Raw genomic sequence first — 21,532 nt, 5'->3', positions numbered from 1 at the left:
ACAAGGGAGAGGGGGGGAGACAAGGGAGACAAGGAAGAAAGAATTTCAATTATTATTCCAGCGGTGAATGAAGCACGCCCAATTGAAAAAACTTTAGCTAGCACGCAAACAGGGACAAATGTAGAAGTTATCGTCGCGGATGGTGGCAGCCAAGATGATACTGTGGCGATCGCATCTGGTTGGGGAGCAAAAGTGTTGTCTATTCCTAAAGGACGTGCTAAACAAATGAATCTGGGTGCAGCCACAGCAACAGGGGAAATTCTCCTGTTTCTCCATGCCGATACGCTTCTACCACTTGGGTTTGATGTGATGATACGCGCTGCACTGGTTAAACCTCACGCGATCGCGGGAGCTTTTCGCTTACAAATTGATTCGCCTTTAAGTAGCTTGCGGTTAATTGAATGGGGAGTCAATTGGCGATCGCGACTTCTGCAAATGCCTTACGGCGATCAAGCTATTTTTTTAAGATCGTCTGTATTTCATCAGTTGGGTCAATTCCCCGATTTACCAATGATGGAAGATTTTGAACTGGTGCGACGCTTAAAACGCAATGGACGCATCGTTATTCTGCCTGCACCTGTCATTACCTCTCCCCGTCGCTGGCTCAAACAAGGTGTTTGCCAAACTACACTCAAAAATCAAATTGCAATTATTGCTTATTTGTTAGGCGTTTCACCTAAAAAGATTGCCGCTTGGTATCGAGGCAGGGATAAATTGTAGAAACATGACATAGCTTATCTCTACATCTAGCTAGAGATACTCAGTTCTCTTTCCTTTTGCAAGCGACGTTTGCGGGCATAGAGTTGAATAATTACTGCAAAAGCTGCGATCGCCATAACTGTTCCCCAAACTACGGCACTAGTTGGTAAATTATTTTTGAAGATCGCCAACAATACAACTATACCAAGCAAAATTGTCGGTATCTCATTAATTCGACGCATTTGCAAACTGCCGATCGAACAAGTTCCTGCTTCTAACTGACGAATCAACCGACCGCAGTAGAAGTGAAACCCAACAAGTAAAAGCACGATACAAAGCTTTACCTGTAACCAAGTTTGCTGTAAAACCTTTGGTTCTGTGGCAACGAGTCCGATCGCCATAGCAATTGTAAACAGCATGGCTGGCATCATAATTAACCTGTAGAGCAGCTTTTCTATCCGGTTATACTCTTCTTTCAAAAGAGTTTTTGCCTGCTCTGGACGTTCCTCCGCTTCAATATGGTAGATGAAGAGGCGAGGAAGATAAAATAAACCCGCAAACCAAGCTACAAAACCAATGACATGAAATGATTTAAACCAGAGATATGCCATAAAACTATCAACTCCTAACCAAAAAAAGGTGAGTAAACTCACCCTTCATCTCTTATACTGTCGCGTCTGCGTATTTAGCTAACTGAAGCAGCCGTTGTCTTAATGTTTCCAAACCCAAACGGTTTTCGGCGGAAATAAAGACAGCTTGAGGAAATTCAGATTGCGCCAGCGCTAGAGTATCGCTATCGGCTTGGTCAATTTTATTCAGTGCCAATAAAATTGGACCTGGAGTAACGGGCATTTCTGACAAGATGCCCATCACGGCACGGATTTGACTTTGCCAAGCTGGATGGGATAAGTCCACGACGTGGAGTAAAGCATCGGCTTCCGTCACTTCTTCTAATGTTGCCCGAAAAGCATCCATTAGCGATGCGGGTAGTTCGTGAATGAATCCTACTGTATCTGTCAGGACAATCTCTTGCGGCGTACCTGTATCCGCATCCGTAATGACTAGACGGCGTGTCGTCGGGTCGAGGGTAGCAAATAGCTGGTCGGCAGTATAGACTTCAGCATTTGTTAAAGCATTTAACAATGTCGATTTACCAGCATTGGTATAACCAACTAAGGCGATTGAGGGGACTTCTTGGTGTTGGCGCTGTTGACGCAGTCGCGATCGATGAGCTTGGAGTTGGTTGACTTCTTGTTGCAGTCGTGATATGCGACGACTAATTGCCCGTCGTTCAGTTTCTAATTTTGTTTCCCCAGGACCGCGAGTTCCAATCCCACCACCCAATCGAGACATGGCTTGACCTCTACCCGTCAGACGGGGCAGCATGTATTCTAATTGGGCGAGTTCGACTTGCAATTTACCCGCTCGTGACTGGGCGCGTTGGGCAAAGATATCTAGAATTACTTCGGTGCGATCGACGACTCTAATCCCAATTTGGATTTCCAAGTTACGCACTTGGGCGGGAGAAAGATCGCGATCGAATACAATCAAGTTGGCTCCCAAAGTTTGGGCTGTGAGGGCAATTTCTTGCACTTTTCCCGCACCCACCACTGTTTGAGGATGAATGTGAGGGCGTTTTTGTTGTACTACCTGCAACACTTCGCCGCCAGCTGTTTCTACTAAGCGTCCCAATTCCGCCAAACGGTCTTGAAATTCTCGTGCCGCAGCATTATCCGTTACTACTCCAACTAATAACACGCGATCGCGGTCTGTATCGACTTGCTGACCGACAAATTCTCGTCCGAACTCCGCTTCTAATCCTTCTACCAAGTCGAGAAAATCTTGTTTGGTGAGGCTGTCTAAACTTAGAGGTGGGGATATGCTCCAAGCGGTTTGGAGAGTCGGTAGGGGCGCACCGCTGTGTGCCCGTACGGAGTCAGTAGGGGCGGGTTTAGAATCCCGCCCGTACGGGAGTGGAGATTCTATACTGGTGCTGGGTACTAAATGTGACAAATAAGCTTCTTTCACGTATCCCGTGACTCCGCCACCCCGCTTTTCAAAGCCAGCACTGGTAATGTTGAGCGTTACTAATGCATCTAGTCTTTGCAGCGCCATTGATGTTAGCGCGGCTTCGTTTGGTGGCTCTGGCTTAAGCTGTGTGGCAATGCAGCGAATACCACTGAGTCTTTCTGCGCCGTAGCGGGGCAATTCTAAAGGCGGGATCTGAGTTTGTCTGGGTGTCCCTACTCCGACTCTGATCGCTTGTCCGCGACGGTTAATATAAACACAGACTGGCTGGTTAATATCGCTACTAATTGCCGCTAGCCTTTGGGCAAATTCAGGCGTAGTGAGGCGATCGCCTGGTAAGCGTTGGTGGTAAAGTTTAGCTAGTTGCTTCAGTTGGCTAGACTTTAGACCCTGTAAGTTGCCGTAGATAGTCTCGATAGGCTTTTTTATCCTCTGAGTGCTTCATTACTATTCTACAAAAAAGGGAGTAGGAAGTAGGAAGCTGAGGAAGTGAAGAGAGCTGAGAGAGCTGAGGGAGCTGAGGGAACTGAGGGAATGAAGAGAACTGAGGAAGAAAATGCCTCTTGCCTCTCGCCTCAGATCGCGCACCACTCACCACCCAACAACCAACTACCAACTACCACTTACCAACTACCAATTACCCTTTCCTAATACGTCGCCATTGTTTCACAGCCATTTGCAACTGTGGTGTCAGCCAGTTGTCATATTGAGAATATACAGGTAGTCGCGGTACGAGTTGCCATCCGGCGGGTTCTAGAATTTTGATTAATTTTGGTGCAGAAAGATGAGGATAATCGGGGTTAACTTCATCTTTAGGACTAATTCCGCCTAAATCTCTAGCACCAGCTTCTATACAGGCTAATAACCATTGCGGATCTAGTACTAAATTCGGGGGAATTTGAATCGTAATATCTGAAGGTAAAATTTCTCTGGCTTGAGTAATAACTTCTGGCAGTTGATGCGGGTTAAAAGCTGGTGCGTCGAAGCTTTGCTGACTCCCAGGACTGTGAGGCTGCAAAATGACTTCTTGAATGTGTCCCCAACGTTGGTGTAATGATGCGATCGCCTCTAATGTATCCCACCAATCTGTTTTGGTTTCTCCTATTCCTAGTAATAACCCAGTCGTAAACGGAATCTGTAATTTTCCCGCCCATTCTAATTGTTGCAATCTCAATTGGGGCATTTTACTAGGTGCATGTTGATGTACCGTTTTTAACAATTCTGGTGTCAATTGTTCCAACATCAATCCCATCGAAACATTCACGCTTTTGAGGCGTTCCATTTCCGCAAAACTTAATGGTCCAGCATTGGTATGGGGTAAAAAACCCAGCTTCAAAGCAAGTTCGCACAACTGGTAAATTCTTTCAAACCAAGCATTTCGACGGGGCGATCGCGGATGTACTTCACCGCTTAAAATCAAGATCTCGCATACGCCTTGCTTTTGCAGTCCCCTCAGAATCTTTGCTGCTGATTCTAATGCCATCCAAGGACTTTGACCGGGAGCGGTACGAAAGTTGCAGTAACTACAGCGATTAAAGCATTCGTAAGTTGGAACTAAGGTATAAGCAGGGCTATAGGTGACAGTACCAGTCATAATCAGGGAGTAGGGAGTAGGGAGTAGGCAGCAGTTATCAGTCAGCCAACAACTAATAACCAACTACCAATTTGTAATTAACATTTCTTCATTAAATTATTTATACTCATTTTTATATTTAGATACAATCAATCCGGAGAACTTGATGTAAAGAAGAGTTAAAAATTCTTCAGTCGATTAAATATAAATTTACAAAAATTGTAGCTATTACTGTAATTTGCCATTCTCGCTCTTTCATTGCCGAAAAAACAAAAATTAAACTAAAAAACCTTTACAAAAATCAATTCCTAACGTTAATCTTCAATACAGGTGGTAAACATACTGCCTAAAATTTAATTATCAGTTCATTAACAGTTCAAACCAGCAATTATAGAACTATGACAACCACATTACAGCGCGAGCGCAGCTCCAGCCTGTGGGATCGGTTCTGCAACTGGATCACCAGCACTGAAAACCGCATTTATGTAGGTTGGTTCGGTGTATTGATGATTCCTACGTTGCTATCCGCTACCATCTGCTTCATCATTGCTTTCGTTGCTGCTCCTCCAGTAGACATTGATGGCATCCGCGAACCCGTTGCAGGTTCATTAATTTACGGCAACAACATCATCTCTGGTGCAGTTGTGCCTTCTTCTAACGCGATCGGTTTACACTTCTATCCGATCTGGGAAGCTGCTTCTTTAGATGAGTGGCTATACAACGGTGGTCCTTACCAACTGGTAATCTTCCACTTCTTGATCGGTTGTTTCTGCTACATGGGTCGTCAGTGGGAGTTGTCCTACCGCCTGGGTATGCGCCCTTGGATCTGCGTCGCTTACAGCGCTCCTTTAGCTTCTGCTACCGCAGTTTTCTTAATCTACCCACTCGGACAAGGTTCCTTCTCTGATGGAATGCCTCTGGGGATCTCTGGAACTTTCAACTTCATGTTGGTGTTCCAAGCCGAACACAACATCCTGATGCACCCCTTCCACCAGTTAGGTGTAGCAGCTGTATTTGGTGGTTCTCTATTCTGTGCAATGCACGGTTCTCTCGTTACCTCTTCTCTGGTACGCGAAACTACCGAAACCGAATCTCAAAACTACGGTTACAAATTCGGTCAAGAAGGAGAAACCTACAACATCGTTGCCGCACACGGCTACTTCGGTCGTCTGATCTTCCAATATGCTTCCTTCAATAACAGCCGTTCCTTACACTTCTTCTTAGGTGCTTGGCCCGTCGTCGGTATCTGGTTCACTGCATTAGGGATCAGCACCATGGCGTTCAACCTCAACGGCTTCAACTTCAACCAATCTGTGCTTGATTCCCAAGGTCGCGTAGTTAACACCTGGGCTGACGTACTCAACCGCGCTAACCTGGGTATGGAAGTGATGCACGAGCGTAACGCTCATAACTTCCCACTCGACTTGGCTAGTGGTGAAGCTACTCCAGTTGCCTTAACCGCTCCTGTTATCAACGGTTAATTCAATAGCTAATAGCCGAGATGCGATCGCTCGTGTCTCTCCATAAATGTAAAGAGCGCCTTTCAGAGTTGAGGGGTGCTTTTTATTTGTATAGCAGGGAGTAGGGAGCGCACGAGCAGGCGATTTTTATTTCCTCAAACTCCAGTTGTGCGGTTGTTTTAGTGCTTCTACTTTACCTTGGGCAATCAGCCAACTAGCGGTTCGAGTTCTGAAGCGTGCGACAAATATATCTTCTCCAGGTTTGGCATAGACTCCTTGAAATTCATCTACTTTAACTCTGGCGGGTTTACTAGCACAGTAAGTCATCTCTCCCTCAATGCTGACGACAACAGCATTGTCTATCTCATAGTCATCAGGAAGTACAAAAATAGCATAGACTTGATGCCGACCTTTCCAGGGTCTGACGACGACTTTTTCGGGATGTATGCGATCGCTCTTAGTATCAGATCTCGTCAAGGCTTCGCGCGGACATCGCGATACCTCGTCAGGCTTTCTGGGTAGAATCGAGCCGTTCAATAGGGCTATTGCAGCTGCGATAAAAGTTAATGCTGCTAGAGAAAGAATAATTCGCTTCACTGTCGCTAAATCTGGCGCTGAGATGTAATGCTTCGTTCTTTTAAGTTACCGTTACCAGACGGCGATAAATTGTGGCTAACGCATCGGTATTGCCAACATTCCCAGGAAATAAAACTACAGGTAGATTAGGAAATTGTGGATGATCGACTGGTGTGCGTACCATCGAGCAACCAGCTAAAATTTGCCCCAATAATCGCGCAGAAGTCAGGGCGAGTCCGTCACTTAAAACATCGTTGGAAGTGATTCCACCCTTGCTAATTAAAAACCCAATGTCTGACGGTAAACCTTTGACTATATCCATCAACAGAGCTGAAACATCCGCGCCAAATTGCAGGCGAGTTTGCATATCTGGAAAGACTAATTCTTTACGGCTAGTATAAACAACTGGAGTTTTTCCAGAGTTGTGAACGGAGTTAATCTTTTCTAAAGTGCGATCGCGTAATTGGTGTTTTTGAGTTGTCGAATCTTCTAACAAATGAGCTACATCGACTTCAATACCGACAATATCCGGTTCTTGCAGCAACCTTTCTAACTGTTGAGTTGTTTTCTTGACATGAGAACCAACGATGACTGCACCTGGCTTTCCACCCCGTACATATCGAGACATCGCTTCAGCAGGAACCGGTTGAGTTGGTAGAGCCGCTAAAGCCGTCAATAAGCTAGCTGCACTGCGAAACAAAAAGCGCTTTCCCTGGCTAGCGGCGTTGAGGACGTTGGTAGCAAAGCGATTGAGATCGTCTTGCGTCTCTGCATCAACGACAACGCATCGATTTCCCTGGAGCTGCATTAATCTTTCTAAAGTGGAGAAATTATTCGTAATATCTGTACCACTGCGAATATCCGAAAGTAAAAATCTTTCTACTGAGAGTGTAGAAATGCGTCCTTTGGTCTTTTCTTCCACATAGTCAGGTAAATAACTGTATGTATAACCAAAGACAGAATCGCGCGCAAATTCGGTTTCATGAACTGGAGTGGGAACGCCATCCACAATTAAGTAATGCACGCTATCGCGGGTGACTCGTCCGCCTTCAAAAAAAGCTGGAACTAGAAAATGCGCGTCAAAAGGTCCCAGTTCGTCAGCGATCGCGTCAGTTTCAATCGGGTAATGTCCCCGTAATGTAGAATCAGAACGACTGACGATGAGAAAATCTACAATTTCCTCCGCTGCCAAAGCTAGTTTTAAATTGTGGCAGACTTCCTTAGTCACAGTTGCAGCTTTATCAGGAGGTAGCGATCGCGTATTTGTCAGCACGAAGAAAATTGGTGCGTCATCTTGCAACCCCAGCCGCAAAGTATCGACATCCCACCGCGTTAGCAACAAGCAACTGTGGACGGTTTGAGAGCCTGTAGGATCGTCATCGAGAACAATAATTTTCGGTTTGGTTGCCATGTTTGACATTGAGCACTGCCCTTGTTATTGTCTCATTTTTTGAGGGAGCGCACGAGTAGGGAGCAGGGACAAGGGGACGAGGGGACAAGGGGACGAGGGGACAAGGGGGACAAGGGGGAACTCGGGGACCCCGCGACCGGAGGGAGTGGGGATTAGGGGGCAAAGGGGGACAAGGGGGACAAGGGAGACAAGGGGGACAAGGGAGAATTCACGCATTCACGCATTCACGCATTCACACCCCTTCTTCACGCACCACGCAACTACCAACTACCAATTACCCATTACCCATTACCACCAAAACCAAATTCCGATTGAATCTGCCACTTTTTGCCGTCGTGTCGCAGTAGCGTTAAACAGCTAGCTGTAAACTCAAAGTAGAGTTGTCGCGGCTGAAATTCTTGCCATGCTAAGCGAAAGTTTTGTCTGGTTAAGTCTTTAAACCCTACCGTCATGTGGGGTGCAAAGGGGCGGGTTTTGGATACGCGATCGACAATTCCTAATTTTGCTGCTAATTGTGCCATCAAATCGGCTTGTAAAGCCAGTAATTCAGCCGATCGCACCACGTCTATATAGATTACGCGCGGAGGGAACGCTGCAAAACCATTGAGCGTAATTGGAATTGAGGCGCGATCGCGAGCAAACTCTTGCAAACACTCTTCTAAAGCGGAAGCGGGTGTATTCGCATTTAACCACCTAAACGGAGGTTGCAAAGTTATGTGGGGTGGAGATTTTAGGGCGGCGCGGCTGTGATACTGCGTGGCAAAATATTGTTTAATCTGGGTGGCATAGTCTTGAATATCTAGTGGAGGTAGTAGAGCAACAAAGAATAAACTGGTTTCGGTATTCAAGGTTGTTTGAAATGTACTTTAAAGTTATGTGAAGTTAAAATTTTGGCGATCGCAGTTGAAAATACTAAATGTTACATATTCATATTTAAGTTTAGAAGTTTAGAGGATGAGCGTGAATGCCTTGGTTTGTCAAGATTGAAAAAGGCATAGTTGACAAAACTATTTTTGACCAACACGTACCCGCCCATAAAGCTTACGTTCGCGATTTAATCGATCGAGGACACCAAGCCAAAACTGGTTATTGGGGGTGTTTGGGTGGCGGAATGATGCTGTTTCAGGCAAACTCCATGACTGAGGCTGAAGCAATTGTGGCTCAAGACCCACTCGTAAAATCTAGTTGTGTTAAATACGAACTATACGAATGGCGGATTGTCGTTGAATGATAATCGGTAGTTGGTAATTGGTAATGGGTAATGGGTAATTGGCAAGAGGTATTTTCACGTACCACGACACGACTTAATTGCGGAGGGAACCTCCGCAACCGCCCACTTCACCACTTACCACTCACCACGCACTAAAAACTGCTATGATAAAAAAGACTCGGATCTACGCGATCTCAACGCCCAAACCTTGTCAGAACCGGAAGGTAGCAGCAATACGGGATGCTTGTGATAGGCGTGGTCTCCGAGTCGCCTAGTTTATGGGAGCAATTGCAGCCATGCCTGGTTTAGGGGATATCGTGCAAAAAGCGTTTTATCTCGGCGTTGGATTAGCTTCTTATGCCAGCGAGAAGGCGACAGGTAAGCTAGCAGAACTGCGATCGCAGGCTCAAAAACTGGCAGATGAGCTAGTAGCGAAGGGTGAGATGACCGCTGATGAAGCAAAGCGGTACGTGGATGACTTGATGAGGCAAGCTCAACAGCCACCAACTGAAGTAGATGGGAGTAAAGCTTCTAGCGAACCGCGTCGGATTGAAATTCTGTCCGATGATGAAGAAAATCCCACAACCCCAACGACTCAAACTGCTGGCGATGATAATGTAGATCGGTTACGCGAGCAGGTACAAAAACTGCAAGATGAACTCAGACGACTGCAACGGGAATAGATAGATTAGATTATATGACCCACGAGTTTGTCGGTCGTTAATTAATATTTATTTCGATTCAACTGCGATCGCCTTGAATAACCGTTCAAAATAGAATTTTTAGATCTATAAGTAAATAGATTGCGAAATAGATTGGACAGTTAAGTGCTATCCAACTTTATTCAAACATCAAGATTGAGACTGCAACTAGAGTGGATCGCCCCCATAAAACTATGGAAAAGTGGCAAAAAGATTTCTTGGAATTGATCGAAACGGCAGTGGACGAAGTAGAACGGTTGTTTCTGGAAGTGACGACAACTGTGGAAACTCTGTTTGAGCTATCGGGAGAGTTTTCCGAGCATCTCCACAATACGATCGTTACCGAGGTCGAGCAATATCTAGCCGATTTAAATGACGATGTGGATCTCGATTCATATTGGCATCTGGATGACTTGATGGACGATTCGGAAATCTCTTTTCCTTATTCAGTCGAACCTACTCCACAACAACATCCCGCTTGTATGGGTTGCCAGCATTACCACGGACAAGTTTATGGTGGCAATCTCATGGTCTGTGCCATGCATCCCTACGGTTGGGACGATAGCAATTGCCCGGATTGGGAAGCAGAAGAGTTTGAGTTTTAAGTGTAATATTGTATTACAAAGAACCCAAAATTTGAGTCAATCTTGAAACCTTCCCCCGATCTCACATCACAGTCAGCAGCAGAAATGTCAGTAGAGGAAATCAAGTACGGCGAACGCCAGATTGCTGAGGGAAAGCTAATTACATTTCCCAACCCACGGATCGGACGACGGTACGAGATCCACATTACTCTGCCGGAATTTACCTGTAAGTGTCCTTTTTCTGGCTATCCTGATTTTGCCACGATTAACATTACATACGTCCCTGACGAACGGGTAGTGGAGCTAAAAGCTATTAAACTTTATATTAATAGCTATCGCGATCGCTACATTTCTCACGAAGAGAGCGTCAATCAGATTCTCGATGACTTTGTAGCAGCTTGCGATCCTTTAGAAGCCCATATCAAAGGTGATTTTGCCCCCCGTGGTAACGTACATACAGTTATTGAGGTACACCACCAAAAGTCTGCTTAATTACCAGATAGAGCCTGGAGTAGATCTAATCCGCATTCTGACTCCTGGCTCCTGCAAGAAAAATCTTTCCGCAGAATCGAGAAAATAAAGTTAAATAATGTTACTTTTGATGCAGTTCTGTAACTGACTCATTCAGCTTGCCATGCGTGGATTTCGGTATTTTCTGGGAATAGCGATCGCCTTACTTGTCTTTGTCACCTTGCCTTTACCTGCTCAAGCTGCCAGTTCCGCAGCAATCCGAGCCTACGATGACGTGCAAGTTCAGACTAAAGATTATTCCGGTCAAAATTTAGTCAGAGCAGAGTTTAATAATACTAAGCTTGCAGAGGCTAATTTTAGTAGCGCTGATTTGCGAGGGGCGGTTTTTAATAGTGCGGTTCTGCGCAAAGCTAACTTGCACGGCGTTGACTTCAGCTATGGTATTGCCTATCTCAGCGATTTATCAGCAGCAGACCTGAGCGATGCAATTTTGACATCAGCCATGATGTTGCGATCGAACTTTAAGGGAGCAAAAGTGACGGGTGCAGATTTTAGCGAAGCCGTGCTAGATCGAGAACAAGTGGTGCAGTTGTGCGAGTACGCTAGTGGGGTTAATCCCGTTACCGGAGTTGATACCCGCGAATCTCTGGGATGTTCCTAAGAAGTTTGTAGAGATTTTCTATCAAACTTCTCTACAATTTAATCTCCTGTTTTTGGGTGAGTTGGTCTAGAATTTCTAGCATTTCTCGTTCAAAAGCCACCTGCGCTCGATTGGTTCTGCCACCAACATAAAAATGACCGTCTTTTTCTAAAGCCCAAATTTGCGAGTGGGAAACATAACTCATCACAACTCCCAACATCAACAAGCCAAAACCTGCATAGACAATGGGGATTCCAGGGTCAGCTTTAATTTGTAAGCCCGTACTGCCAACCACCTCGACAATTCTCAGCGTCACACCGTTGACAGTGGTAGCCATTCCCGCCCGCAGGGTATCAACTAACTGACCTTTGGCATCATAAATCAATAGCGTTCCCTGTAAATCTTTTGCTAGCAGAGAAACGCCCTCACTCAAATCTGTTTTCGTAGGAATCCATGTTCCCCACAAACGACCGTTACCATTGGTATTTAAAGCTGCCATTGGTAACTGCAAGGTTGGGCTGTTATTAAACCGAATCCGAATTGCTGCAATTCCCCAGTCGGTTTGATAAAAAGTTACGCCTCGGTAGCGAAAAGGTTGGTTGACAAATATAGTCTTGCGTTTGACTTCTTGCCCCTGGCGATCGAGTGCAGATATATCGGAATAAAATTGGTCGATACTACCAGTCGGAGTGTAATCGATCCAAAAGCGATTGACTTTTAAAGCTAAATCTTTGGGAATTTGAGGTGCTGCTAGTGGTCCAGCATCAATGATGTTACGTATCTGAAAGCTTTCACCACTAGGAACCATTTCTTGAGCGACAAAACCCGTCATCGCTCCCCAAATTGCCCCAGCTAAAATGATGACAATACCAATGTGAACGATAATTGGACCAATTCTTCCTGCAATACCTTTACGGGCATATAAGTTATCTTGTTCGCCTTGAAAGACACGGTAGCGCTTTTGTTGTAACAATTGAGTGAGAGAAGAAAGAGAAGCGTTGTCAAGTTCTGCACTCAAAGCCAATTTCTGAAACTGGCGGGGTTGGTCGTATAATTTCCAATTACGAGCAGCTTTAAGAGCGGGTAACTGGCGGGTAAAGCTACAGGCTGTGAGGCTGGTAGCAAATAGAATCAGTAACGATAAAAACCACCACGTACGATATACGTGGTCTAAGCCTATAGTTAAGATAACTTTCCAACTCAGGAAACCAAATAAAGCTGGGTCTGTAGGATAGTTAGCTTTGTAAAACTCGATTGATTGTCCTTGTTCTATTACCGTACCGCTAGCGCTAAAGAAGGCGATCGCTAATAATAAGACGATCGCCAACCGTAAATCTGTGAGGATGGGTAAGAGTTCTGCACGCAGAAATTTACCTAAATGCGATCGCGGTGTTGAATTAGTCGCAGAATTATCTAAAGTCATTTGTCGTTTGTCATTTGTTATTTGTCATTTGTCATTTGTCATTTGTCACAATTAACAAACAACTATTAACTCAGTGGAATTCGAGATAAGAGCGAAAACACTCCAAATCCTACCAGTAACGCCCCACTCACAGGGGTAATCCACCCCGACCACTGCCGCAACTCTAACAACTTCTTAATGCTAGCGGTGAACGTACCAGCTAAGATCAGGGGTGTTACGTAGCCTGCGGTGTATGCCAGTAACAACGCTGCTCCCAGAATGGTATTTTGGGTAGTTGTGACCCAGGCAAGGAGCGTTGCTAGCACTGGGGTGCTACAGGGAGAGGCGACTAAACCAAAGGTCAGACCGATGAGATAGGAGCGTACAGCTGGGGGAAAATCTTTAGAAATCCAATCCATCCCCCCAAACGATGGTAGTTGTATGGGTAAGGCTTCTAATAAATTCAGCCCCATCAAAATTGCGATGATGCTAACAATAATTGGCAGACCAATCCCAACTTGACCGTAAACTTTGCCTACGAGTGCCGCAACTATTCCCAAGGCTGCTAAAGTTGTGGCTAATCCCAACGCAAACCATGTTGATTGAGCTGCGGCTTGCCAGCGACTTTTAGCTTCATAACCACCAATGTAACCGATGGTGATGGGCAGCATGGAAAGCATACAGGGTGTGAGACTAGTCAGCAACCCTGCTGTAAAGATAATACCTATGCTGACCCAGCCCAAATGCGATAACTGCTCGGCGACTAAGAGATCGGCAAATTGTTCGAGTTTGTAGAGCTGAGTTTGAATGGTTTCCAGCATGGACAGCTACGTGATGGAATGCTGACTATGCTTGCATTTTAGCTTAATTCATGTCTTTTCCTGGCGCTAGAGGCGATCGCCCGACTGGAAAAAACGCTAGCATACCACAATTTTGGCAATTATTTAGATTATCGTTAGATTGTTTTTGCAGTTTTGATGCATCTAGTTACAACAGTCAGAATCTTTTGCTATTTTGCTGAATAATTGACCTGATTTATTTTATTTTACGAATTGTAATTAAATCTAAATACTTCCTTAGTGAATATTCCGTAAAGTTGCGGATGTCCAGCAGATGTACGGAGGAATAATCTATTGGTTAGCCTTTACGATACACGGTTTCTTAATAAAAAATTTATGAATCATGACTTTAGATTATTTAACACAATTGATAGTGACCAACCAAAAATAATTTAGTCAGCAATATTATGAGTCACTAAAAACCCAATTACAATTTCAAATACGAGCTAGATATGTATTTATTAATGGTTCTGATTTCAGCAATTCTTTTCACCATTGGCGGTGTATTCATGAAGCTATCTGAAGGGTTATCTCAGCCTATCCCTACCTTATTGGTATACATCTTCTTTATTGCTGGAGCAAGTATACAGACTGTTGCCATGCGTAAGGCTACGCTAGGAGTAACATATATTGTCGTACTAGGATTAGAATCAATCCTAGCAGTTTTATTTGGGGTTGTTTTATTTCAAGAAAGTTTGTCTTACATCAATGTCATTGGTGTCAGTTTTATTGTTGCTGGCATGGGTTTTTTACAAGGTAAAAAATAGAGATTTTAAACAAACCGCTCTTGTTTTCGCTCTTGAAAAGGTACAATTTCTGCTTCGCTACTTTCTCGGGCGACACGAATTAGCAATCCAGCAATAATTAAACTTGTCATCATTGAATTTCCACCATAACTCATGAGTGGAAAGGGTAGACCTGTAGTTGGTAGCGCTCCTGTCGCTACACCAATATTAAGTAAAGATTGCCCTACCATCAATATCATTGCCCCGATCGCAACTAATCTAAAAACTGGATTGCGGGCATTAAACGCTACAAGTAAAGCCAGAGTTGCATAAACCATCAACATTAATAATAGTAAAAGGCAACCAACAAAGCCGAACTCTTCAGCAAAAATAGCAAAAATGAAATCGGTGTATTGAATTGGCAAATAAAATAACTTTTGTTGTGATAAGCCAAATCCCTTACCCCAAATTCCACCGGAACCAATAGCAATTAAACTTTGTACTAATTGATATCCATGCCCTGATGCATCTTGCCAAGGATTACGGTACAACATCAATCGCTTCATTTGGTACGGTCGCAGCATTGCACTCAGCGCTGCAGTTCCAACTCCTAATAATGCCGCAGGTACTAAGTAAAGATAGGGTATGGCTGCTGCTAGCGCTACTAACCATATACTCATACCACACAGAGCGGTCATACTCAGATTTGGCTGTAGTAAAATCCCCCCTAGCATCAAAATAAAAATTAATATCCAGAGAATACGATTTCCTGGGCTAATTTGATGCCATCTACCAAAAATCTTCGCACTTTGGAGGACTAAAAATGGCTTGATCAATTCTGATGGTTGAATTGCTATAATCCTCAGATTCAGCCAGCGCATGGCACCATTCACTTTTATTCCCATTCCAGGAACAAAAATCAAAAATAGTAATCCTATTAAAATCAGAAAGAACCAATGGGAGACATTTAAAATTCTTTTAAGTGGGGCATGGATGACGTAGTTAAATCCTAATAATCCAATAAATATCCATGCCAGTTGACGCTTGACATAGTAAAAACCATCTCCCATAGTTTCGCCTTCGACATAGGAAGCAGAAAAGAGAACCGCTAATCCGATGAATAACCAGAGAAAGGTCATCCAATGCAGTAATCTTGGCAGAATTGCCCATTGGGAAACAGGAGGGAAGAAAAAGGTGACGATCCGGCGTAGCAGCTTCACGACAGCTATGGTTGTGTGAGGACAGTAGGAGTATAGCGGATGTTTTTGCAAAAGGGGCGATCGCGCTTTCAATCCGATACATATGTATAAAACTAGTAGGGGCGCACCGTTGTGCGCCCCTACTAATTGAAACCTATGAAGAAAGCTGCAATTACAGCAAACCTGTATTCATTCCAGGCTTGCCAGTAGCTAATTGTACCTTCACAATTTTGCCACCCATTTTCATGATCCGTTGCTGCTCGCGGAACCAGTTGTCGTAAGGAACCAGTTTGGTGAAATAGGTATTTTGTAATTCGCGCTGCGTCCGAATCCGAGTTTGGCTAGGGACGCAAGCTGTTACCTTAAACATCCGCATCGTTCAAAATCTCCTGTAAAGAATGTAGAAAATTTTTGATGTCAACTTATTCGAGTGCTTGTCAGTGCTGCAACGTTCTTACCGAATTAGCACTCTTTTTATTTACTACCCCTAATTCTCCCATAAGTTTCACTGCTATTCGAGAGCGCCAGGTAGATTTTCTCAAAAACTTTTTAATGACTTGACGTGTTAATGACTAGACGTGTAATTTTCCCCAGTTAACAGCAATTCCTGACAACTCTGCACAGACGTTAGATGTAACGTCTCTACACTGTTAACTGAATTAATCGAAGGCTGGGAGTAAATCGTCAATACTAAAGCGCGATCGCTTATACTCTTAACGCTGAGTCAGGTAGGCGATAGAACGTTCTAGCACTCACGACCGACTCCCAGACTTGATTTAGACGATTGCCTTAGTAGCCTGCGATCGCAGCTACTACTTTAAAGATCCAACTCTTAGCTCAAGCCAGAGCAGATGTAGTCGAAGTATACGCCCATTTCCTTACCAGCGTCGGGACCAGTCAAGCTAGCGGTGACTTCTTTCATCGCTTGGATAGCTTGTACAGTAGCGCCTACGGGTACACCGAGGGAGTTGTAGGTTTCTTTCAAACCGTTGAGAACGCGCTCGTCGAGGATGGAAGGATCGCCAGCCAACATTGCGTAGGTGGAATAGCGGAGGTAGTAGTCGAGGTCGCGAATGCAAGCAGCATAGCGGCGAGTGGTGTACATGTTACCACCTGGGCGGGTGATATCAGAATACAGCAGGGACTTAGCTACAGCTTCCTTAACGATCGCAGCAGCATTAGCAGCGATGGTGGTAGCAGCACGAACTCGCAGTTCGCCACTTTGGAAGTAGCCTTTTAGCTTTTCCATAGCAGCGGTGTCCAAGTACTTACCTTGAACGTCTGAAGTGTTGATTACAGAGGTAATTGCGTCTTGCATTTCTTTGCTTCCTTATGTCACACGTAAAAAGATCGACAAGTAGACAAATGCTCTACTGCATAGCTCCGACGAGGTAATCGAAGTAAGAACCAGCTTCGCCAGCGTCTTCACCAGACATCATCGAGGTAGCTACGTTCTTCATAGCGCGAACGCCTTCTGCTACTGCTTCGATGGGTGTACCGAGGGACTTGTACATTTCGCGCACGCCAACAATCCCGATTTCTTCAATGGGAGTAACGTCGCCAGCTACAACTCCGTAGGTGATCAGGCGGAGGTAGTAGTCTAGGTCGCGCAAGCAGGTAGCGGTCATTTCTTGACCGTAAGCATTTCCACCAGGAGAAACAACGTCAGGGCGCTTCTGGAACAATTGGTCGCCAGCTTGCTTCACGATCCGCTCGCGATTGTCGGTCAATGCTTGAGCAATGCGCAGACGGCGTTCGCCGCTGGTAACAAAGCTCTTGATCCGATCGAGTTCGCCAGGGCTGAGGTAGCGAGCTTCTGCGTCGGCATTCACGATGGACTTCGTGACGATACTCATTTAACTGATTCCTCCAAAAAAATGAAACCAGGTTTATATATAACTGGTGTAATCGTGGGGGTGACTGATTGCCACTTCTGGATTTTACCGTAACCCAACAGCTTGTAGGCTATCAGAGTTATTTCGCTTCGCAGAAGACTTGCGCGATCGCATCTACACAAGTTGTTAATCTCAGTTACCTACCGCAAATATTTTGCGGCATTGCGTTCATCTTCTGATTCAGCTCTTAACAGTTTGTAACATTCTCTTTCAGAATTGGGACTGAAAAGAGGAGCTGGGGGGCTAGGGATTGCAATTAAACTCTGCAATTTTTCGCAATCGGAATTAGATCCCCCTAAATCCCCCTAAAAAAGGGGGACTTGCGGATCTTGCTTCCCCTAAAAACGGGAACTCAGGAATCTATATAGTTCCTATTCCCCCCTTAACAAGGGGGGCTAGGGGGGATCTTCCCGTGTCAATTACCGCTGCCCGAAGGACTGCGCTAACAACGAAGGAGATAGGTCAGACCAAGACTGCTTCACTAAGTCAGCCGCAGCCTTAACGCTACCCAGATAGTTACCAGCAGGGAGAGACGGATAGCGACGGTATGGCACTACGTCTTCGCCGAAGTACTGGGCATACTCTGGACTCTCCACCATCGCGTCTACAGCCGCTTTTAAGCCGCCCTCAGACAATAATTTGTTGTACTGTCTGATTTCACCCTGAGTTGCAGGTGCGCGTCCCAACAGGTGTCTGAACAGGAATTCAATCACCTTGGTGTTGGGATAGGGGGTGTAGAAGCGACGACAGTAAATTTCGGAGCTAGCCAAGGCACGGATAAATTCGCGCACCGAGATTTCACCATTACGCAGTTTGCTCTCCAAGTCAGAACGACGGAAGTAAACGGGTACTTGACCGCTAAATACATCCATGACCTGACAGTAAATCGCGTTGATAACTTGGGCGATTTCCCCTTGGTTGGCTCCCTGTGTCATGCGGTAGATCCGCGCTGGTTTGCGGCGAGTCGTACCGACACCAACTTCTACAGATTGTCCGCGTCCGTCGTTATAGGAGCGACCGAGTTCGATAAATAGCGGCTTGCTCTTATCGACTTGCCGTGCTTTGGCTGCCATATCCGCGATCGCTTTTGCCATTAATGGCATATTTTCCGTTGCCATGCGCGGTTGTACTGGCTCGAAGCTGGGAACGACAATATCATCGTTCTGCTTCGTCAGCTGGTTGTATAGCTTCTCGGTATTCGGGAAGTTAGCTGCTGGCAAGGTGGGGAAGCGACGGTAAGGCACGTAGTATTCGCCAAATACCTGAGCGTATTCCGCACTGTTAACCATTGCTCCAACAAAGGCACGTAAACCTTGAGTTGCGAGGATTTGGTTATACTTGCGAATTTCAGCTTGATCGATGGGGGCGCGTCCTAAGAAATGCTTGGTTCCCTGCTCGATAACCTTGGTGTTGGGATAAGGAGCGTAAAACTCTTTGAGATATAAGTTTGAGTTTCCTAACCCTTCGATAAATTCCTTAACGGTAATTTCACCATTGCCTAATTTGCTTTCTAGGGCGGTGAATTCGTTTTGGGCGATGTAGGGTTCGATGTCGCGCTCGAAGATTTGACGGTAAGCAGCACGGATAACTGTTTGTACGGCTACTTTGTCGCTGTTTTCTTCTAGCTTGAAGATCTTCGTTTGTTCCCGCTGCTTGGTAACACCTTGAGCCACGCGAATCTGAATATCTGGCTGCGTCCGCATTTCGGTAACAGCACCCAGTTCGACAAAGCGGGGAGTTTCTTCTTTATCGACTCTTGCGCCAACATCTTCGCGAATGCTACCAGTACGCAGCGATCGCAGTGCTTGACCTTGAGGTGTCAGATAGCGCTCGTATGGTACGGTATCTTCCCCAAAAGCTTCGCCGTATTCCGGGCTGTCAATAATTGCGTCTACCAGAGCGTAGAAGCCCTTCTTGGCACAAATATCGAAGTATTTGTTGTTTTCTTGTCTGCCATAAGTTGGACGACCCAACAGGCGGCGGTGAATGTATTCGATCGCCTTACAGACATAGAATGGTGTCCAATACAGCTTGCGGAATAGATCCGACTTAGCTAAGGCACGGATAAACTCTCGAAGCGAAATTTCACCGTTTTCCAGTTTAATTTCAGCTACCTTCAGCCGCTGTCCTTCGTACACATCCCGTCCGAATACTTGTAGGTAAGCGGCGCGGATCACGGCTTGAGTCGAACTTTCCGAGAATCTAACGCTAGAAGTTGTAGGAGATTTTCTCCCACCCGTCGCTGGAATTTGATCCAAGCGGAAGACTTTCGCGCCCAAAGTGCCAGGGAATTCACCCCGCGCTCTCGGATTGCTGTTTTGGTTATTAATCCCTGGTCCTTGGTGGATCAAGATCCGCTTAGTATCTTTACCAAAAGGTGCAGGGCTGCTGCTAGGGTTGCGGGTTTCTTTCGGGAAGATTGCCCCAAACTGAATTTCTAACGGATCGTTACCAGAACCATACGGATGTTGGTCGGGTAGCGGTCTATTGTACGCCGCAAATGTCGTGATGAATTGCGGTACTTTGCGGAAGGGGGCGCTGTAATTGAGTAAGTCTTGTTGGGGACCCCAGTTACGACACTCTTGCGCTTCTTGACCCAGACCGCGAATATAAGGTACAGTCTCTTCCCCGAAGTAGTCGGAGTATTCCTGAGAATCTACCAGCGCGTCTATTAGTGCTGATAAGCCACCATTAGAAACAATCGAGAAATATTTCTGGACTTCTTCGCGAGAACTCGGACCCCGACCCAAAATGTGACGAAAAGCTAATTCCAGGGCGCGGCTGTTGATGAATGGCTCGTAAAATTGCTTACGATACAGGGGCGATTTTGCTAAGCGGCGAATAAACTCTTTCATGGAGATATCGCCGTTCTTAACTTGAGATTCCAAGTAAGAAATCGACTGGCTGTAAGCGCGGGTAATATCGCGCTCGAAGACTTGGCGATAAGCAGCTTTAACAATATCGTTCTTTTCCGCTGCCGATAGCCCTGGTTTCATCGCATACTTGGGTCGTCTTTCTGCCGCATTAAAGTAGATTTGTGGCAGTTGTAACCCTTGCTGGTCGGACGAAGGACGCTGACGCAGTTTATTAGAAGGTGTAGGGGCTTTAAATTCTGTAATCAATACGTCCATGTACTGAGCAACAATATTTGCTGCTTCAGGATTCTGGCGGAAATAAGACAGCGCCGATGCCCGCATTTCCTGCAATGCGACAATGGTTGCTTCGCCAGAACAGGCGTTTTCAATGATCTCCCGCAGACCCCGCACGTTAACAGAGATAATATTTGGATCGCCAGCTACGATCGCATACGTCGCATAACGTAAAAACCACGACAAGTCCCGTAGGGATTTTTGCATGTTCCCAGGACCGTAGCGGGCGACGTTGATGGGGCGAAAACCAGGAGGTGTAGGACCACCGCCACCACCACCAGGACTAGCACTGAAAAGCGATCGCAATCCCTCTAAGAAACCGCCGCCCCGACTCTCAACGTAGGTGATAGTTCCTAACTGCATCCCTTGTTTGACATCAGGTACAGTTGCTGCCATCGCCATTTCTGTTTCTCTGGGTTTTTCCAGATAAGCCATTGGCGAACCACCGACAAAGATGCGGTTAGCGGCACGGGATACAATAATCTCAGAATTTTTTGTTAAAGTTTCAGCAATTTCTAGCCGCTTATTGCCAGAGGCGAAATAGTTGGCTAACTCGTCCAGTTCGCCCCGCCCTAAAAAGCGGTCTTGCTGTTCGGCTTGGGAAATGGTTGCGACTGCTAGCGTTTGATATAGTTGCGGACGTGCAACTGAGCTTCCACCACTTGCCTTAACACTCATTAGATTTCTTAAGCTCCCATCAATAATCGTTACTGTGTTAAGTCTGACCAGGGTGTGAATGAATTCACGTTTGTTTATTTTAGGTTTTTCCCTCCCCAGAAAGGGAATTTTTCTTCACTTATATGAGGTGACGATCGCCTGAAATCAACCTGGTCAGCTTTTAGATTAGAACGTTTTGGGCTCTTTACACCGCTATATTAAGAAGTGTGTAGTTTTCTCAATCTCAATGCCGTTGAATGTAGTCTTACTTACAACATAAGTACTGAAAAAAATTATAAGTTTTGTAACAAAT

General features: G+C 45.4%; 24 protein-coding genes and 1 other RNA gene. 12 read left to right on the top strand and 13 right to left on the bottom strand.

All coding sequences use genetic code 11. The features are described 5' to 3' along the window. The first annotated feature begins 42 nt into the window (after positions 1 to 42). Positions 43 to 720 carry a TIGR04283 family arsenosugar biosynthesis glycosyltransferase gene (locus CHRO_RS21230; RefSeq protein WP_041462578.1) on the top strand — a complete coding sequence of 226 codons (678 nt, stop codon included), beginning with the start codon at positions 43 to 45 and terminating at the stop codon, positions 718 to 720. 26 nt (positions 721 to 746) lie between these two features. On the opposite strand, the gene hemJ is transcribed toward CHRO_RS21230, so the two are convergent. Next, on the bottom strand, positions 747 to 1,310 hold the full coding sequence (gene hemJ / locus CHRO_RS21225) for a protoporphyrinogen oxidase HemJ (protein ID WP_015156274.1): 564 nt from the start codon (positions 1,308 to 1,310) through the stop codon (positions 747 to 749). Between the two features lie 52 nt (positions 1,311 to 1,362). After that, positions 1,363 to 3,144 carry a GTPase HflX gene (gene hflX, locus CHRO_RS21220; protein ID WP_015156273.1) on the bottom strand — a complete coding sequence of 594 codons (1,782 nt, stop codon included), beginning with the start codon at positions 3,142 to 3,144 and terminating at the stop codon, positions 1,363 to 1,365. Between the two features lie 72 nt (positions 3,145 to 3,216). Between hflX and CHRO_RS32720 the strand changes: the two genes are divergently transcribed. Further along, complete coding sequence (locus tag CHRO_RS32720) at positions 3,217 to 3,378, top strand: hypothetical protein (RefSeq protein WP_181824217.1); 162 nt, start codon at positions 3,217 to 3,219, stop codon at positions 3,376 to 3,378. Here the strand turns inward: CHRO_RS32720 and cofG are convergent. Next, positions 3,365 to 4,321, bottom strand: a complete 957-nt coding sequence (cofG, locus tag CHRO_RS21215; RefSeq protein ID WP_015156272.1) for a 7,8-didemethyl-8-hydroxy-5-deazariboflavin synthase subunit CofG — start codon at positions 4,319 to 4,321, stop codon at positions 3,365 to 3,367. The genes CHRO_RS32720 and cofG overlap by 14 nt on opposite strands. A 377-nt stretch (positions 4,322 to 4,698) precedes the next feature. On the opposite strand from cofG, the gene psbA reads away from it, so the two are divergent. Beyond that, positions 4,699 to 5,781, top strand: coding sequence for a photosystem II q(b) protein (gene psbA / locus CHRO_RS21210; RefSeq protein WP_015156271.1), 1,083 nt, complete (start codon positions 4,699 to 4,701; stop codon positions 5,779 to 5,781). Between the two features lie 126 nt (positions 5,782 to 5,907). Here psbA and CHRO_RS21205 read toward each other — a convergent pair whose 3' ends face one another. Both CHRO_RS21205 and CHRO_RS21200 read right to left on the bottom strand, forming a co-directional pair. After that, positions 5,908 to 6,357, bottom strand: a complete 450-nt coding sequence (locus tag CHRO_RS21205) for a hypothetical protein (protein WP_015156270.1) — start codon at positions 6,355 to 6,357, stop codon at positions 5,908 to 5,910. 40 nt (positions 6,358 to 6,397) lie between these two features. After that, the gene (locus CHRO_RS21200) at positions 6,398 to 7,747 is read right to left on the bottom strand and encodes a four-carbon acid sugar kinase family protein (protein WP_041462576.1); all 1,350 of its coding nucleotides are present in this window, start codon (positions 7,745 to 7,747) and stop codon (positions 6,398 to 6,400) included. 21 nt (positions 7,748 to 7,768) lie between these two features. Between CHRO_RS21200 and CHRO_RS34505 the strand changes: the two genes are divergently transcribed. After that, positions 7,769 to 7,903, top strand: coding sequence for a hypothetical protein (locus tag CHRO_RS34505; RefSeq protein WP_281168599.1), 135 nt, complete (start codon positions 7,769 to 7,771; stop codon positions 7,901 to 7,903). Continuing rightward, positions 7,893 to 8,108 carry a hypothetical protein gene (locus CHRO_RS30780; RefSeq protein ID WP_181824216.1) on the top strand — a complete coding sequence of 72 codons (216 nt, stop codon included), beginning with the start codon at positions 7,893 to 7,895 and terminating at the stop codon, positions 8,106 to 8,108. The genes CHRO_RS34505 and CHRO_RS30780 overlap by 11 nt, the downstream gene beginning before the upstream one ends. On the opposite strand, the gene CHRO_RS21195 is transcribed toward CHRO_RS30780, so the two are convergent. Further along, entirely contained in the window at positions 8,029 to 8,595 is a 567-nt protein-coding gene (locus CHRO_RS21195; RefSeq protein ID WP_015156268.1) for a 2'-5' RNA ligase family protein, read from the bottom strand. The two genes, CHRO_RS30780 and CHRO_RS21195, sit on opposite strands and share 80 nt — an antisense overlap. Before the next feature lie 116 nt (positions 8,596 to 8,711). Between CHRO_RS21195 and CHRO_RS21190 the strand changes: the two genes are divergently transcribed. The 6 genes from CHRO_RS21190 to CHRO_RS21170 all read left to right on the top strand — a co-directional run bounded on the left by CHRO_RS21190 (position 8,712) and on the right by CHRO_RS21170 (position 11,374). After that, a complete protein-coding gene (locus CHRO_RS21190) occupies positions 8,712 to 8,978 on the top strand; it encodes a YciI family protein (protein WP_015156267.1) in 267 nt (88 codons plus the stop codon). Positions 8,979 to 9,132: 154 nt separating this feature from the next. After that, an RNA gene (ffs, locus tag CHRO_RS30775) (signal recognition particle sRNA small type) lies at positions 9,133 to 9,229 on the top strand. Between the two features lie 24 nt (positions 9,230 to 9,253). Beyond that, positions 9,254 to 9,640 (top strand): phasin family protein, encoded by a 387-nt coding sequence (locus CHRO_RS21185; protein WP_041463380.1) that lies wholly within the window; start codon positions 9,254 to 9,256, stop codon positions 9,638 to 9,640. A gap of 212 nt (positions 9,641 to 9,852) precedes the next feature. After that, positions 9,853 to 10,263, top strand: coding sequence for a hypothetical protein (locus tag CHRO_RS21180; RefSeq protein ID WP_015156265.1), 411 nt, complete (start codon positions 9,853 to 9,855; stop codon positions 10,261 to 10,263). An 84-nt stretch (positions 10,264 to 10,347) separates the two neighbouring features. Beyond that, entirely contained in the window at positions 10,348 to 10,734 is a 387-nt protein-coding gene (gene queF / locus CHRO_RS21175; RefSeq protein WP_051033287.1) for a preQ(1) synthase, read from the top strand. Between the two features lie 142 nt (positions 10,735 to 10,876). Then, complete coding sequence (locus CHRO_RS21170; RefSeq protein ID WP_015156263.1) at positions 10,877 to 11,374, top strand: pentapeptide repeat-containing protein; 498 nt, start codon at positions 10,877 to 10,879, stop codon at positions 11,372 to 11,374. Between the two features lie 31 nt (positions 11,375 to 11,405). Here CHRO_RS21170 and CHRO_RS21165 read toward each other — a convergent pair whose 3' ends face one another. Both CHRO_RS21165 and CHRO_RS21160 read right to left on the bottom strand, forming a co-directional pair. Then, positions 11,406 to 12,776 carry a cytochrome c biogenesis protein gene (locus CHRO_RS21165; RefSeq protein WP_015156262.1) on the bottom strand — a complete coding sequence of 457 codons (1,371 nt, stop codon included), beginning with the start codon at positions 12,774 to 12,776 and terminating at the stop codon, positions 11,406 to 11,408. Positions 12,777 to 12,841: 65 nt separating this feature from the next. Continuing rightward, positions 12,842 to 13,576 (bottom strand): cytochrome c biogenesis protein CcdA, encoded by a 735-nt coding sequence (locus CHRO_RS21160; protein ID WP_015156261.1) that lies wholly within the window; start codon positions 13,574 to 13,576, stop codon positions 12,842 to 12,844. A gap of 470 nt (positions 13,577 to 14,046) precedes the next feature. On the opposite strand from CHRO_RS21160, the gene CHRO_RS21155 reads away from it, so the two are divergent. Continuing rightward, positions 14,047 to 14,361, top strand: a complete 315-nt coding sequence (locus CHRO_RS21155; RefSeq protein WP_015156260.1) for a DMT family transporter — start codon at positions 14,047 to 14,049, stop codon at positions 14,359 to 14,361. Between the two features lie 5 nt (positions 14,362 to 14,366). Here the strand turns inward: CHRO_RS21155 and CHRO_RS21150 are convergent, their stop codons facing one another. The 5 genes from CHRO_RS21150 to CHRO_RS21130 all read right to left on the bottom strand — a co-directional run bounded on the left by CHRO_RS21150 (position 14,367) and on the right by CHRO_RS21130 (position 21,240). Beyond that, positions 14,367 to 15,539: an FtsW/RodA/SpoVE family cell cycle protein gene (locus CHRO_RS21150; protein ID WP_015156259.1), complete on the bottom strand. Its 1,173-nt coding sequence runs from the start codon at positions 15,537 to 15,539 to the stop codon at positions 14,367 to 14,369. 151 nt (positions 15,540 to 15,690) lie between these two features. Beyond that, positions 15,691 to 15,894, bottom strand: a complete 204-nt coding sequence (locus CHRO_RS21145) for a phycobilisome linker polypeptide (RefSeq protein WP_015156258.1) — start codon at positions 15,892 to 15,894, stop codon at positions 15,691 to 15,693. Positions 15,895 to 16,350: 456 nt separating this feature from the next. Beyond that, positions 16,351 to 16,836 (bottom strand): allophycocyanin subunit beta, encoded by a 486-nt coding sequence (apcB, locus tag CHRO_RS21140; RefSeq protein ID WP_015156257.1) that lies wholly within the window; start codon positions 16,834 to 16,836, stop codon positions 16,351 to 16,353. A gap of 52 nt (positions 16,837 to 16,888) precedes the next feature. Then, on the bottom strand, positions 16,889 to 17,374 hold the full coding sequence (gene apcA / locus CHRO_RS21135) for an allophycocyanin subunit alpha (protein ID WP_015156256.1): 486 nt from the start codon (positions 17,372 to 17,374) through the stop codon (positions 16,889 to 16,891). Positions 17,375 to 17,832: 458 nt separating this feature from the next. Beyond that, entirely contained in the window at positions 17,833 to 21,240 is a 3,408-nt protein-coding gene (locus tag CHRO_RS21130) for a phycobilisome rod-core linker polypeptide (protein WP_015156255.1), read from the bottom strand. Between the last annotated feature and the right edge of the window lie 292 nt (positions 21,241 to 21,532).

This window comes from Chroococcidiopsis thermalis PCC 7203 (assembly GCF_000317125.1).
Lineage (GTDB): Bacteria > Cyanobacteriota > Cyanobacteriia > Cyanobacteriales > Chroococcidiopsidaceae > Chroococcidiopsis > Chroococcidiopsis thermalis.
This window is presented reverse-complemented; position numbering and strand designations above follow the sequence as displayed.

Bases quoted from the DNA above. Each gene is read 5' to 3' on its own strand.
- CHRO_RS21170 (WP_015156263.1), top strand. From the start codon at position 10,877: ATGCGTGGATTTCGGTATTTTCTGGGAATAGCGATCGCCTTACTTGTC.
- CHRO_RS21155 (WP_015156260.1), top strand. From the start codon at position 14,047: ATGTATTTATTAATGGTTCTGATTTCAGCAATTCTTTTCACCATTGGC.
- CHRO_RS21180 (WP_015156265.1), top strand. From the start codon at position 9,853: ATGGAAAAGTGGCAAAAAGATTTCTTGGAATTGATCGAAACGGCAGTG.
- psbA (WP_015156271.1), top strand. From the start codon at position 4,699: ATGACAACCACATTACAGCGCGAGCGCAGCTCCAGCCTGTGGGATCGG.
- hemJ (WP_015156274.1), bottom strand. From the start codon at position 1,310: ATGGCATATCTCTGGTTTAAATCATTTCATGTCATTGGTTTTGTAGCT.
- apcB (WP_015156257.1), bottom strand. From the start codon at position 16,836: ATGCAAGACGCAATTACCTCTGTAATCAACACTTCAGACGTTCAAGGT.
- CHRO_RS21165 (WP_015156262.1), bottom strand. From the start codon at position 12,776: ATGACTTTAGATAATTCTGCGACTAATTCAACACCGCGATCGCATTTA.
- queF (WP_051033287.1), top strand. From the start codon at position 10,348: ATGTCAGTAGAGGAAATCAAGTACGGCGAACGCCAGATTGCTGAGGGA.
- CHRO_RS21145 (WP_015156258.1), bottom strand. From the start codon at position 15,894: ATGCGGATGTTTAAGGTAACAGCTTGCGTCCCTAGCCAAACTCGGATT.
- cofG (WP_015156272.1), bottom strand. From the start codon at position 4,321: ATGACTGGTACTGTCACCTATAGCCCTGCTTATACCTTAGTTCCAACT.
- CHRO_RS21130 (WP_015156255.1), bottom strand. From the start codon at position 21,240: ATGAGTGTTAAGGCAAGTGGTGGAAGCTCAGTTGCACGTCCGCAACTA.
- CHRO_RS21190 (WP_015156267.1), top strand. From the start codon at position 8,712: ATGCCTTGGTTTGTCAAGATTGAAAAAGGCATAGTTGACAAAACTATT.
- CHRO_RS21160 (WP_015156261.1), bottom strand. From the start codon at position 13,576: ATGCTGGAAACCATTCAAACTCAGCTCTACAAACTCGAACAATTTGCC.
- CHRO_RS21200 (WP_041462576.1), bottom strand. From the start codon at position 7,747: ATGGCAACCAAACCGAAAATTATTGTTCTCGATGACGATCCTACAGGC.
- apcA (WP_015156256.1), bottom strand. From the start codon at position 17,374: ATGAGTATCGTCACGAAGTCCATCGTGAATGCCGACGCAGAAGCTCGC.
- CHRO_RS21185 (WP_041463380.1), top strand. From the start codon at position 9,254: ATGCCTGGTTTAGGGGATATCGTGCAAAAAGCGTTTTATCTCGGCGTT.